Raw genomic sequence first — 13,725 nt, 5'->3', positions numbered from 1 at the left:
GTGGGCAAGCGAATATTTCACCTATTCCAGGAAACCTAGTTGCTCAACGGTAAAACCGGCTCCCAGCGGCGACAGGTTGCGGACCGAGCTTATGGTGGGGATTACGCCACTGGCGTCGATCACCGCTTCGAGCCGCGTGAACGGGCCCTCGGCCTCGTAGTAGCCCACCACCTGCACGCGGTAGATGTCGCCACCCGCGGTCACGAGCGGCATCAACTGCTTCATCTGATCCAGGGTTACGATGCCATTGGTGAGCAACCACGTCTCGTACTTCTGATCGGGTTGGTCGGTGGCGGGTTCGAACGAGCGGTTCGCCAGGATCTGCTCGACCGCCTGCGGAGGCAACGCCTCGGGCATGGTGTAACTCAGTCCGTCGAGCAACACGCGCGGCGCTTGGTTGATATTCAGTCGCCCCGGAATCACCGGCTGCCCGCCTGCGGTCAGGTTCTCCATCATCACCGGCAAGTACGCCTGCATCGAACCGGGATCTTCGGGAAATGCTTCCTCGACGATGGTCCGCTGTGTTTCACCATTCTCCACCACGCGAGTCTGCGTGCCGATCAAGTCAAGGATCGAGTCGATCGGCACCGAGCCGCCTTGTTCGTAGTCGAAGTCGAGCGAGCCGGCGCTCTTGCGTTGTTCCACCGGGCCGGCGTTGTCCTCGATGCCGGTGTCTTCTTCGTCGTCCTCGTCGTACGCTCCGCCTTGGCGATAAGCAATGATGAAGTTCGCCTGATCGGCGTCCAGCACTTCGGAGAGTTCCGCGTGCAGCGTCTCCAAGTCTTCGGCGTTCACATCGATCTTCGGACTGCCGTCGGCGCGAAGGTTCCGCTCGCCGCTACGCAGCGTGAGGTAGGCCGCCCAACCGCGATTCAAGCTGCCGGTCGAGTTGTCGACGTTTTCTATCCCGTAGAGCTGGGCCTCGTCGTTGTCGACGATGTAGTTGCGATTGCGGTCGAAGCCGAACAACAACTCGGGCGTCACTTCCCGCACCAGCAGCAACTGGTCGATGCTCTCCAGCGGGCCATTCTGCGGCTCGTAGGCGGGACTCAACGAGGTGTAGTAGTCGCGCTCCGCGCCAAACTCGCGCGGTTCGTCGTCTTCGTCCAGCCAGTCGAGGATGGCGTCGGCAATCGACTCGGTCATCCCTGGCAGGCCCATCAACAGCGAGCGCCCCAGCGACCCGCGCGGGTCACGAGCGTCGGCCACCAGGATGGTGTTCAGGTTCAGCCGCGCCGATTCGTCCTCCAGTCCGAAACGGTAGCCGGCGAATTCGTGGTAGGAGTCGAGGGCCGGAGCCACGATCGCATACCGACAACGCAGCGCCGGTCGCGGGTCGTACTGACCGTCGGCACCGGGCAGGATGGTCTGCATGTCAGCCGGGTTGCTGGTCAGGCCGCCGCCAGAGACGATGGTTGCCTCGTCGAGCGCGAGCAAATAGCGGGTGTACTCGATGCCCGACTCGGCGGCCAATTTGGTTTGCAGTTGCCGCTGTCCAACGTCGGCCGCCTTGTACTCGGCGAACGCCCAGTCGTAGAACGCCACGCACGTGAGTGTGAGGATCACCACCACGATCAGCACGGTTAACAGCAGGCTGCCGCGTCGTTGTCGTTTGGCGTGTGTCATCGACTGCCTCCCGAACCCGAACTGCCCGAAGAGTCGGTCCCGCTCGTAGTTGTCCCGCTATCCACGCCCACCAGGTCGGCGCTGTAGTAATGCCACGTGCTCGGCAGGGCGATCACCAGCACGTACGGTTCCGACTCAGTAGTGGTGACGTTGCCGAAGCGATCTTCGTGCTGCTGCGCGAACCACATCCGCAGTTCCACCGCTCGCGGCAACTGGCCCTGCATTTCCTGCATGTCCCAGTACTCGTAGAGCTGCGTGCCGTCGAAGTAACGAAACTCCAGCCGCGAAACCTCCGGCGCTACGAGTTGCGGCGTGCCCACCAGGGCCGTGGTGGCGCCGGTTTGGTTGGCCCAGTTCAGCAGATCGCGGTTCGCTTCCTGGCGAATCAGCCCGGTGCCGTACTCCACTCCGCTCATCGAACCACGCACACCCAGCGTGGCGCCACCCTCGCCCAGCGCGTACCGCACCGTGCTGATTCCCGAGATGCTGGCCGAAGGAACCACGTTGCCGCTGCTGTCGAGTTCGAAGTTGGGGCGTTCGCGATAGACATCCATCTGCAACTCTTGCAGCGTGCCGTACAGGCCCAACGGCTGGCGGAGCGAAAGGGACTCCGCATCCTCCTCGGACGAAGAGGACGAAACACCGCTCGATGAACCGCCGGCGGATGAGCCGCCATCGGAGGAACCAATGTCGTCGAGCGAGTCGACGTCGAACTCGGCCATCGCCTCGGCCATCTGCATAGCGGTCGAGGTATCTTGTGGGTCGTAGATCACGCCGTGGTGTACGTCGCTGCGAATCAGCCCGATCACGCCTTCGACCAGCCGCGCTTGCTCGACCCGCTCGCGACTGACCATCGCCCGCGACATGCCCAACGACAACGCGGCCGCCAACATCGCCAGCAACACGGCCGACAACGCTAGCGCAAGGATCAGCTCGATGAGCGTGAAGCCTTGCTGAGTGCGTGTTGAAGGGCGAGAGTTCATCGGGGCCTAAAACGAACCGGAAGACGTGTCGGAGGAAAAGTCGGAGGTCGTGCCGGTAGTCGACGCCGCCGCCGCTTCCACGCTGGCGGCCATCGCGGCCATCTGTTCGGCGTATTCGGGATCCTGGAACCAACGAACCAGCTCGCACGCGGGGCGGTCGTCGGTCGACTCGGTGCGGGCGACTAGCACGCGCACTTGCAGTAGCTCGCTTACCGAGGTGGGTTCCACAATAATTTGCACCGACCATGCGCTGAGGGCTTCGCCCTGGGACATCGGCATCGGACCCGCATCGACGATGTCCATCGAACCGCACTTCATTTGGTCGATGATCGTCTGAGCGACAATGCGGGCTTCGAGGCTGTCGGAGGTCTCGGCGGACAGTTCAAACGCCGACGTGACCACGGTGCCGATGTATCCCAGCGAGATGGCCAGAATGGCAATGGCCAGGATCACTTCCAGCAGCGTGAACGCGCTCTGGTGCGTGCGTCTGGCTTGTCTTCGAGCGCCCATCATCGTGTCTCCCGGTAGCTGGGAACGTCCGACGTGGCGGCCGTGCAGGTTAGTCCGCGCAGCGTCACCTGCACTTGTTTGCCGCTGGATTCTTCGAGCACCACGACCGCGTCGTACGACGTGCCATCGGGGTTGAACACCACCGGCTGCGACCACTGCCCCTCCTCAACGTAGTAGGAGCCGGTTTGCTGCGTCATCGCGGTGGGGGCGGCCGCCTCGAGAGAGCGGAACACAACACCTTCCGGCAGCTGGCCACTGCCCTCGGCCTGAGCTTGCTGGTCGGGCGTGATGGCCTGCCCCAGCGGCGCCAGGCGGTAGTCGCGACCGCCGAGCAAGCAGGTGAACACCATCCGTTGGCCGTTGGCCACCGAGGTATGCTTGCCTTCGGCCCAGGTGGTGCGGACCTGTTCGACGCCTTTGCGCAGTTTGGAACGGAGCACCGAAGCGTCGAGCGTCAGTACCGTGAATCCGGCGATCACGACCAACAGCGCGAGAACCAGCAGGATCTCGACTAGCGTGAAAGCGGAACGAACGGGACGCGCGGGGGACATAACGACTCGCTATACGTGGGCTAAGCCGCAAGCAACCGCCCGCGGCTTAGCCATAAACTCTGGATCAACTCGGGGAGCGGCTTAGCTTTCCCAGTTGCCGATGTCGTCGTCGGTGCCGTCCTGGCCGTCGGGGCCGATCGACCAAATGTCGAGACTGTTGGGATTGTTCTTGCCAGGCGCGGTCATCTTGTACTCGTTGTCCCAAGGATCCTTGGGCACCGAGGAACCATCGATGTACGGACCCGCCCAATCGGCTTCGTCCATACCCGACGGGGCCTTGATGAAGTCTTCGATCGACGATGGGAACTGCTTGGTGTTCGCCTGGTAGACGTACGCCTGCTTGTTGAAGAAATCGACTTGGCTCTTGGCAGCCTGACGGTAGGCTTTGGTTTGGGTGCCACCGAAGATCTGCACCGCCATGGCGCCGAGCACCACCAGGATGCCGAGCACCAGCAACAGTTCGATCAGTGTAAAACCGGCGCGACGACGGCTTCTATGCGATGTGCGCGTCATTTCAATAACTCCTGTCTTCCATCAATTAGGGCGGGCTGCTGGCGGCGCTCATCAAGGCGAATCAATTCGATTGAGAACATCCTTCAGCAGGGTAGGGGGGCTAGTAGGTTTCTTTCGAGCGAACCGGGTCGTCCTCGACCCCGGAATGGCTCTATGTATTAAACCGCAATTGAGCACGTCACGGCTGGTGATTCGCTATTCGTCTTGCAGATTTCGTTATTTATACGGTCGTTCCCATTTTAAGGACCGGCAGCAGCAAAGCCATAACCACAATTAGCACGACCACCGCCAGCATCACTAGCAGCAGCGGCTCCAGCAGCCGGACTGCCAGGTCCAGCTTTCGCCAAGTTTGGCGTTCCAGGGTGTCCGCTATTTGAGTTAACACCGTTTCAAGGCTATTGGACTGCTCGGCCACGGCAATCATTTCCACAACATTCTGGGGAAAGTAGCCACTTTCGCCCAGTGGTTCGGCCAGGCTTTCGCCAGCAGTGATGTTTTCCGAAGCGTTCTGCACCGCGTCCATCAGCACCTTATTGCCTGTGGAATCGGCCGAGATATCGAGCGAGCGGACAATCGGCACACCACCCCGCAGCAGGGTGCCCAGCACCCGGCAAAACCGGGCGACCGCCAGGCTAAGGTAAATGTCGCCCGCCATGGGGATGCGGAGTTTCAGTTTGTCGAGTTCCCGCCGACCGGCCGGCGTCTGGAAATGTCGTTGCAGCAAAAAGAATATCACGATCAGGCCGATGGCCAGAAAGATGCCGTAGCTTTGCAAGAAGCTGCTGAACGCGAGCAGCCCGCTAGTTACTCCCGGCAGTTCCCCTTTTTGGGCTAGCGTGTTGAACAGGCTCTCGAAGCTAGGCACGACGAACACCAACAGCGCGCCGACGATGCCGGTGCCGATCACGGCCAGCACCATGGGATAAGCCAGCGCGCCCATCACGCGGCTCTTCAATTCGCCCTGTTGTTCGGCAAACGCGGAAACCCGCTCCAGCGCGTCTTCCAGGAAGCCACCTTCGCCACCGGCGCGAACGATGCTGGTGCTTAGCTCGTCGAACGCTTTGGGGTTGTGCCCCATCGCCTCGGCCAACGTCGCACCGTCTTCCACGCGACTCTTCACGTCTTCGAGCACCGCGCGAAGTTTGGCGTGAGAGGTTTGATCGCTTATCACCTGCAGCGACCGTAACAGCGGCACACCGCTACGCAACAGCGCGGCCAACTGCGAGTAAACCGGCGCCACAATCCGCGAGGGCACTTTGATCGCCTCGCCGCCCGCGGCCACCGCGATGGCCTTCTTGTCCGCCGACACCTTCACCGGAAACAAGTCCCGCCCGGCAAGCTGCGTCAGCGCTTCGCGCTCGCTGCTCGCCGCCAACGTGCCTTCGACACGTTGGCCACTCAAGTTTCGGGCGATGTAGGCGAAGTCGGGCATTTATGGGAGGGGGAGAATCTGGGGTTCAGGGAAGAGACCTAATGTTATGTAGGGTGGGTGGTTCTGCCGCCGGTAGATCCGTTTTGTACCAAGCCCACTGTACCGGCAGGTTCACCCACCTTTTACGTCGCTTAAACCATATCGCCCTTCGTCACGCGCAACACTTCGTCCAAGGTGGTGCTGCCGGCGATGGCTTTCTTCCAGGCGTCTTGGCGCAGTGTGAGCATTCCATCCTTGAGGGCCGCTTGGCGGATTTCCCAGCTGCTGGCGCGGTCGTGGGCAAGTTGGCGGACCGAGTCGGTCGTGGGGCACAACTCGTAAATACCCTGCCGGCCCGCGTAGCCTATCTCGCGACACTTGCGGCAGCCGCGCGGATGGTACAGCTGGCCGCCGGCCTCCTGCAGGTCGTCCCAGGGGAAGTCTTTGGGCAAGTCGTCCTGGCTGGGCGTGAACGCTTCTCTGCATTCGTTGCAAAGTCGGCGTACCAGCCGCTGGGCCATCACCGCTTCGATGGTACTGGCGACCAGGAACGGCTCGATGCCCATGTCGACCAATCGCGTGTAGGCGCTCGGCGCGTCGTTGGTGTGCAGCGTGCTGAACACCAAGTGACCGGTGAGCGCCGCCTGAATGGCGTTTTCGGCCGTTTCGTGATCGCGGATTTCGCCCACCAGCACCACGTCGGGGTCGTGACGCAGGATCGAACGCAGCGACGCGGCGAATGTCAGCCCGATCTTGGGGTGAACCTGAATCTGGTTGATGCCGTCGAGCTGATACTCCACCGGATCTTCGGTGGTGATGATCTTGGTGTCTTCGCTCTTAATCTCCAGCAGTGAGCTATAGAGCGTGGTCGTCTTACCCGAACCGGTGGGCCCCGTAACCAACACGATGCCGTGCGGTATGCGAATGTAGTCGCTGAACCGGCCGTAGAGCCCGGAGTCCATGCCCAGCTTGGTGAGCGAGAACTCCATCGATCCCTTATCCAATAGACGCATGACGATACTTTCGCCATGAATCATGGGGATCACGCTCACACGCACGTCGACCTCGCGGCCGGCGACGCGGAGCTTGATGCGGCCGTCTTGCGGCAGGCGTTTCTCGGCGATGTTCAACCGCGCCATGATCTTCAGGCGGCTCACGATCGCGGCGTGGAAGTGGTTGATCTCCGGCGGCACCGGCTGGGCGTGCAGGATACCGTCGATGCGGTAGCGAATCTTGATGCCAGTGCCCTGATGCTCGATGTGCACGTCGCTGGCCCGCGTTTCCACCGCTTCGAGCAGAATCTCGTTTACCAGACGAACGACGGACGCTTCCTGCGCCTCGGCGGCCAGTTCGGCGTCGTCGGCGTCAATGTCTTCGAGCAGCTGGATTTCATCCTGCCGCGCGGCCAACAGACCTTCGACCGTTTCGCTACCGACGCCCAGGTGGTTCTTGATGCGCTCGGCAATCTGCCGTCGCTCGGCCAGTACCGGTTCGATGTGCGTGCCAGTTTGATTGGCCAGCTCGTCCAGCGCGTAGAGATCGAACGGGTTGTTGGTGGCCACCACGATGGAGCCATTGTCGCGGCGGACCGGGAAAAGGTCGAAGCGATGAATCAGCCGCTGCGGGAACTCGTTCAGCAGGCTCAGGTCGACGTCGGTGTGCTCCAGGTCAATGACGTCGACGCCGATCTCTTGGCCCAGCGCTTCGAGCACATCTTCTTCGTTCACCCAACCACGATCCACCGCGGCCATTTCCAGGCGCTGAGGTCCACCATTCACCGCCTGGCTGAGCTCGGCAACCTGCTCGGCGGTCAACAAACCTCGTTTAACTAGTAGTGCGCCGGTTTCCACGTCTGAAGATATACGCCAGGGGGAGGGGGAGCGGCGCAGGGGGAGCCCGCGCCAGGAGGGGGTAGCTTGCAGCAACTATAGCAGGTACCCGTGAATGAGACGCCGAGTTGCGGCAATCCATTCCCGATTTATCAATATTATGAGCACCCGCGACCCTGGTCGCAAACTGTTGCAACCAGGGACTTTGGGCGATTTCGCGAATCTCCGCAGGGGGAGCGCGACCCAAAGTTAAGTCGTCCCCGGCCCGGATCCCTGCAGCTAATGTGCTACCAGGGCCGAGGACGCCCCTGAATTCGCCGAGTGAGTGTTACTCGTTCTGTGGGCGACCACGACGGCCGCCTTGGCCGCCAAACCCGCCACCACGACCGCCACGCTGGCCGAAGCCACCACGACCGAAGCCGCGATCTTCCATTTCGAAATCGGTGCCCAGCATGCTCTTGAGTTGCGAACGCTGCTCAGGTGTCAGGACTTGCATCAGTTCTTCCTCAGCATCTTTTCGCATCTCGGCGATTTTTTCTTGCATTTCGGTCTGCAGCTCTTGGGCTTTTTCTACCAGTTCGTCTCGCTGCTCCTCGGTGATGCCGAGCTTTTCCGCCAATTCACCACGCAGGGCGCCCTGCAGGCCGCCGCGGCGGACTTGCTGCTGGAGTTGGATTTCCTTGAGGCGGGCGACTTGATGCGGCAGCAGAATGTCGTTCATACGCTCTTCGGCCTCGGCCCGGATATCTTCCATCTCATCGCGCATCGATTGGAAACGCTCTTGCCGCTCTTCAGGCGACAGGTCGCGCATGCCCTCGAACATCGAACGCATCTCGTTGCGCATGTCTTCGCCCATGGCTTGCATGTCGGCCATCTGGTCGTCGGTGACTTCCAATTCCGTACGAACGTCTTCCGACTGCAGCAGGCCGGCTACGTCGCCACCGGGTCCCCCGAAACCACGGCCGCCTCGACCGCCACGTCCACCGCCTGGCTGTGCCAACACATCCGCGCTGCAAAGTGCCACGACGGCCAGTGTCAGCACCGAACGGGAGAAAAATCGATTCGAAGTCATCTGGGTCTCTCCATTTGAAAAAAGGAGGTGTAACGGGAACCAGCGTTCGGTGCTGGTCGATCTACCTGTTGAACCGACAGGGCTACTAACGCGGGAAATGAGTCCATACCGGTACCGCTCTCTATCTAACCCCAAGGCCGACAAGTGGTTTCGTCGGCAGATGCACACCGCGCAGCTCCGTCCACGCGGGTGTTCGCCAAATTCACTTGCACCAGCGGCTTGGTGGGCCTAAGTTGTTGTCAGCAAAGGCGTTAACCGTTCACCTGCTTTGGCCCCCTGGCACGGTACATCATGCTCGACAAGCAGACCATCGCCCGCGATTGGCTCACACGATACACGGGGATGCCTCTGGGCGAGTTCGGCGACTACGTACTGCTGACGAATTTCCGCGCCTACGTCCGGCGTTTCGCCGAGCGGTTTGGCTGCTCGGTCTATGGCGACGACCGCCCAATGCAGGCCTCGACGAACTCTGCCGGCCTGACGATCGTGAACTTCGGCATCGGCTCGCCCAACGCGGCGACCATCATGGATCTGCTGACCGCGTACGAGCCTAAAGGAGTGCTATTTCTCGGCAAATGTGGAGGTTTGAAGGATTCCACCGAGATCGGCCACTTCATCTTGCCGATCGGCGCTATCCGCGGCGAGGGCACCTCCGACGACTACTTGCCTCCGCTGGTGCCAGCGCTGCCTTCGTTCAAGCTGCACAAGTTTGTCTCCGAGAAGCTGGTGGGCCACGGCCTCGAGTACCGCACTGGCGTGGTGCACACGACGAACCGCCGCGTGTGGGAGCACGATGAGCATTTCAAGCAGCAACTGCGCGAGTACTCGACGATCGCCATCGACATGGAGACCGCCACGATCTTCGCGGTCGGCCACCGCAACCACATCGCCCGCGGCGCCCTGCTGCTGGTATCCGACCTGCCGATGACCCCTGAGGGGGTGAAGACGTCTCGCAGCGATGCAGCGGTTTCCCGCGACTGGTCGAGCGTACATCTCGACATCGGCATCGAATCGCTCACGGAAATCGATGAGAAAGGCGAGATGATCAAGCATTTCACCTACTAGATCCTCGCAACCCAGCCACCTGCCAATCGCCGCAGGAATCCTCAAGAATTGTTAAAATCGCAAGAATTTTCATTGAAACTACTGGCGGTTGCGAACTGGTTCGGTAGTATGTGACCGGCGGGTTGTGTGGATAACACGGCAACAAAGTTGCGCGACGTGAGCGCGATTTTAGGCGGGTACGACACCTTTGGTTTTGATTTGAGGCAGGCCCGTGCGCTTGTCGGAAGGAGTATTGGACTAATGAGAGCAGCTTCACTTGGTTTACTTTCTTGCTTGGCGATCGCAGTGCTGGGCAGTTCTGCTAGTGCAGCAGTAATCAACGAAATGCGCACCGACCAATCGGGCGGAGACAACAGCGAGTATTTCGAATTGTTCGGCAGTCCTGGCGAGAGCTTGGACGGTCTTACCTACCTTGTCATTGGTGACGGAAGTGGTGGTTCAGGGACCATCGAGGCTGTTGTCGACCTCACCGGCATGTCGATTCCGGCAAGCGGTTACTTCTTGGCGGCCGAATCCACCTTCGAAAACGGAGCTGGAATGGTTTTCGAAGGCGTTACGCCCGATCTGGTTACAAACATCAACTTCGAGAACAGCGACAACACAACCCACCTGTTGGTCAGCGGGTTCACCGGCGCCAACGCCGACGATCTGGATACAAATGACGATGGCGTGCTGGACTCTATGCCGTGGTCGTCGATTGTCGACGGCGTTGCTTTGATCGAAGAAGCCAATCCACCAAGTGGTACCGAATATGAGTACGGCACTTCGCTCGGCTTGGAGGTCCTCGGCCCGGACGGAAGCTTCGTCCCCGGCCAAGCTTACCGCAAGCCCGATGGCGGTCCCTTCGTAATCGGTGCGTTCACACTTGGTGAAACCGACACCCCCGGCGCGACGAACATTCCCGAACCCAGCAGCCTTCTGGTCGCCTTGATGGCCGCCTCGGGCATGGGCGCGGTAGCCATGCGTCGCCGCCTGGGTTGAGATTCTTACAGACGGTAACGCGAGTCTTCTATTCTGGGCAGCGGAATGAGGGCTCGTCGGATTCAGATTTCAAGGCCACGCCACGTCGTTACGCGTGGCGTGGCCTTCATGTTGAGTAGTATCTGACAATGCCGAGATCTGGCATTTCGACCGATCGGTGTTTGTCCGGCCTGATATTGATAATAGGTACAACGTACGAGAAGAGGTTTGTTTAATGCATAAGCCCATTGTTCTGATCATGGCAGTTGCCTTGGTTACTCTTAGCGTGTCATGCCCAGCGACTGCTGCGCCAGGGGATTTGGTGATCACCGAACTGATGTACAACCCTCTCGACGAGAACGCTTGGGAGTGGTTGGAGGTCAAGAACACCACGAACGCCCCGATCGACCTAAATGGCTTCTGGTTGGATCGCATCGGCGATTCTGAGCCACCGGTAGGTGCTTCGCCGAACATATCCAATACCTTGGTTCCTCCCGGGTCGTCGGGAACCATCGATACCATCATTCCAGCGGGCGGTGTTGCGGTGCTGTTCGACGGGTTCTTCGGATCAATGGATCCTCGAACGAATAGCGTCCAGGCGTTCAAGGATGCCTGGGGACTCACCACGGAACTCGCGGTGCCGGTGTCCTTTTTCCCAGGTTTGTCCAACAGTGGCCCCAACACCAATATGGGGCTGTGGGAGAACGAAACGGTCTATCGAGATTCGTTTGTGGACGACGGTGACGGCGGTATGGTTATTGGCGACTTCAGTATGGCCACGGCCAGTATCGACTACGACGTAACTGCAACCGAGGGTTGGCCTTCTTCCTCCAACGGATTTTCTATCGAGTGGAGCGGCAATCCATCGAACGGTGATGGCGGCCAATGGGCCACCAGTGTTGTCGACCAGCGCGGCGCTAAGACAAGTGTGCAGTCCTTTGTGCCCGCAGACAACGTGACGCTCAACAACACGGGCGACATTGGAAATCCAGGCTATGTGTTTGGCTCCACTCCGACACCAAATGGCAAGTTAATCGTCACAGAGGTGATGTACGATCCTCTGTCCAGCGAGCCAAACTGGGAATGGATCGAAGTCTACAACAACACGGGAGCTGAAGTTGACCTTGCCGGTGGGGTTTTGGACGATGGCAATTCGAACGTATTTACGCAATCAAACATTGCTGCTGGCACCATCCCCGCTGGCGGAGTTGCGGTCTTCTACAACGACAATCTGAACTTGGCTGACATTGAGGCGGCCTGGGAGCGTCAAGGTGCCGACCCCGACCCTGGCATCGATATCAACTTCATCGCTGTGTCCGATATGGAGTCGTACAACAACGGGGCTGGTAGCAGTACCGGAGGTTCGATCCTTGGGGAAGGCGGACTCGACGGGTACAACGACATCGTTTCCATTTGGGCAAGCTTCGGAGAATACGATGCCGTGAGCGGTGTTCCTTCCGGCGATCCGACTGGGCTCCTGGGAACCTTGCGATACGCGGAGATCAACGGTTGGCCAATTCCCGAGGCAGGAAGCTCCTACAGTCTCACCGACTTAACTGCTGCCGGCGCCAATGGCCTTGACGCCGATGGCAGCTTGTGGGCAGCGGCGCTACTGGGTGATTCTCACTCCTACTTCGCTCATCCGGTCAGCGCAGGCGGCTCGATTGAAGCCCATGGTGGTGGTGACGTCGGTAGCCCGGGCGTGTTCATTGAAGTGGCACCGGGCCTTGAGGGAGACTTCAACGACGATGGAGTGGTAAATATTGCCGATTACGTTGTCTGGAGAAACAACCTTGGTGGAGACGAGAATACCGTGCTACCAGCAGGATCCGGCAATGGTAATGGTACGGTAGACGCTGCGGACTATGCCCTGTGGAAGGAGAACTTTGGCGCGGAGTCCGGTGCATTGGCCGGAGTCCAGAATGTATCCGTTCCAGAGCCTTCCGCTTTGGCACTAGCAGCCTTGTTGGTTATCGGTGGAGGCTTCTACTTGCGTCGCTCCGCCGCCTGAGTGGACTAGCGAGACCGCATAGGATTTCCAAACCGGCGGGTAGCACCAATGATCATTTCATCAGTGCTGCCCGCCGTTGCGTAGGCAGGCACCCAACTATCGCCATTACTTAACATAGCAATCGTAGGCGCACCTTGCCGGAAGGGCTATCATTCGTGTGTTGAGAGGTTTGTTTCGCAGGCGAGCTGCGAACAGCCTGACAGGCGTGACAATGATCCGAGGAGAATCGATGAACACTCGTGGCGAGACGCGAATTCGCGCATTCACGCTAGTCGAATTGTTGGTAGTGATTGCCATCATTGGCATTCTCGTGGCGTTGCTTCTTCCAGCCGTCCAAAGCGCCCGGGAAGCAGCCCGACGAATTCAATGCGTCAACAAGCAGAAACAACTTGGCTTGGCTTGTATCCTCTATCACGATACGAAGAAGGCGTTTCCACCTGGACTATCCGTGCCTATTGGAAATGGCTCGGGTGAGATCTCCCAAAGCAGTTGCCCTTCCATCGGATGTCCTGAGCCGCCGACTCCCGAACTGTGGGGCTCCTGGCTAACTTGGATTCAGCCTTACTTGGAATTGAACAGCCTTCACACACAGCTCGACTTGACCAAGCGAGAGTACGCCTATTGCGTTGGCCCCGACTCCTTAGGCGCCACGTTTATCGAAGCCTACGTCTGCCCCTCGGACTTCGTCGAGGAGAAGGTGATGCGATACAACAACTACTACTTCGGTGTAAATAGTTACTTTGGCAACGGTGGAACTCGCGCGTGGCCCGTGAGCAACGCTACCTTCAATGGAGTGCTTTTTTACAACAGCAAGATATCCGCCAAGAAGATCACCGACGGAACATCCAATACGCTTCTAGCCGGCGAGCGGTACAGCTTTGATGAAACATGGAGAGACTCAACCCCGCTGGCGAATTACCGCGGCTGGGCGTGGACCAATTACAACTCCGGGCAGGATGTTCTGTGCGATTCCGCGTGGCCGATCAACGGCACGTCAGCACGGATAGGCGCTACTTCTCGAAAGACGAACTTCGGCAGCGGTCACTCTGGAGGAGCCAACTTCGTGTTGTGTGACGGATCGGTTCAGTTTCTTTCGTTCGAATCGTCAGGAGACTTGGTGACGCTTCAGCGGATGTCTATGCGGGATGACGGCGAGATCATTCCCAACTAGCAATTGGCGTTCGCTTGAGGAAG

The 13,725-nt window shown here is 59.6% G+C and carries 12 protein-coding genes; 4 read left to right on the top strand and 8 right to left on the bottom strand.

Translation table 11 applies throughout. The features are described from left to right. Positions 1-21: 21 nt before the first annotated feature. The 8 genes from ACQK2L_RS15310 to ACQK2L_RS15275 all read right to left on the bottom strand — a co-directional run bounded on the left by ACQK2L_RS15310 (position 22) and on the right by ACQK2L_RS15275 (position 8,495). On the bottom strand, positions 22-1,626 hold the full coding sequence (locus tag ACQK2L_RS15310) for a general secretion pathway protein GspK (RefSeq protein WP_425397896.1): 1,605 nt from the start codon (positions 1,624-1,626) through the stop codon (positions 22-24). Further along, on the bottom strand, positions 1,623-2,609 hold the full coding sequence (locus ACQK2L_RS15305; protein ID WP_425397895.1) for a prepilin-type N-terminal cleavage/methylation domain-containing protein: 987 nt from the start codon (positions 2,607-2,609) through the stop codon (positions 1,623-1,625). The genes ACQK2L_RS15310 and ACQK2L_RS15305 overlap by 4 nt, the downstream gene beginning before the upstream one ends. A 6-nt stretch (positions 2,610-2,615) precedes the next feature. Next, positions 2,616-3,122, bottom strand: coding sequence for a type IV pilus modification PilV family protein (locus ACQK2L_RS15300; protein ID WP_425397894.1), 507 nt, complete (start codon positions 3,120-3,122; stop codon positions 2,616-2,618). Further along, positions 3,119-3,670 carry a prepilin-type N-terminal cleavage/methylation domain-containing protein gene (locus ACQK2L_RS15295; RefSeq protein ID WP_425397893.1) on the bottom strand — a complete coding sequence of 184 codons (552 nt, stop codon included), beginning with the start codon at positions 3,668-3,670 and terminating at the stop codon, positions 3,119-3,121. Before ACQK2L_RS15295 ends, ACQK2L_RS15300 begins: the two co-directional genes overlap by 4 nt. A gap of 81 nt (positions 3,671-3,751) precedes the next feature. After that, on the bottom strand, positions 3,752-4,183 hold the full coding sequence (locus ACQK2L_RS15290; protein WP_425397892.1) for a type II secretion system protein GspG: 432 nt from the start codon (positions 4,181-4,183) through the stop codon (positions 3,752-3,754). 220 nt (positions 4,184-4,403) lie between these two features. Further along, positions 4,404-5,615 (bottom strand): type II secretion system F family protein, encoded by a 1,212-nt coding sequence (locus ACQK2L_RS15285; protein ID WP_425397891.1) that lies wholly within the window; start codon positions 5,613-5,615, stop codon positions 4,404-4,406. A gap of 131 nt (positions 5,616-5,746) precedes the next feature. Further along, complete coding sequence (locus tag ACQK2L_RS15280; protein ID WP_425397890.1) at positions 5,747-7,408, bottom strand: GspE/PulE family protein; 1,662 nt, start codon at positions 7,406-7,408, stop codon at positions 5,747-5,749. A gap of 343 nt (positions 7,409-7,751) precedes the next feature. Further along, positions 7,752-8,495 (bottom strand): Spy/CpxP family protein refolding chaperone, encoded by a 744-nt coding sequence (locus tag ACQK2L_RS15275; protein ID WP_425397889.1) that lies wholly within the window; start codon positions 8,493-8,495, stop codon positions 7,752-7,754. A 291-nt stretch (positions 8,496-8,786) separates the two neighbouring features. On the opposite strand from ACQK2L_RS15275, the gene ACQK2L_RS15270 reads away from it, so the two are divergent. The 4 genes from ACQK2L_RS15270 (at position 8,787) to ACQK2L_RS15255 (ending at position 13,702) form a co-directional block, all read left to right on the top strand. Further along, a complete protein-coding gene (locus ACQK2L_RS15270) occupies positions 8,787-9,560 on the top strand; it encodes an AMP nucleosidase (RefSeq protein WP_425397888.1) in 774 nt (257 codons plus the stop codon). 324 nt (positions 9,561-9,884) lie between these two features. Beyond that, positions 9,885-10,541: a PEP-CTERM sorting domain-containing protein gene (locus ACQK2L_RS15265; protein WP_425397887.1), complete on the top strand. Its 657-nt coding sequence runs from the start codon at positions 9,885-9,887 to the stop codon at positions 10,539-10,541. A 214-nt stretch (positions 10,542-10,755) separates the two neighbouring features. Next, on the top strand, positions 10,756-12,531 hold the full coding sequence (locus ACQK2L_RS15260) for a lamin tail domain-containing protein (protein WP_425397886.1): 1,776 nt from the start codon (positions 10,756-10,758) through the stop codon (positions 12,529-12,531). A 229-nt stretch (positions 12,532-12,760) separates the two neighbouring features. Beyond that, a complete protein-coding gene (locus tag ACQK2L_RS15255) occupies positions 12,761-13,702 on the top strand; it encodes a DUF1559 domain-containing protein (protein WP_425397885.1) in 942 nt (313 codons plus the stop codon). The last annotated feature ends 23 nt before the right edge of the window (positions 13,703-13,725 follow it).

The organism is Aeoliella sp. (genome assembly GCF_965227375.1).
Lineage (GTDB): Bacteria > Planctomycetota > Planctomycetia > Pirellulales > Lacipirellulaceae > Aeoliella.
Note: the sequence above shows the minus strand (reverse complement) of the source record. Positions and strands in the feature narration are given on the sequence as shown.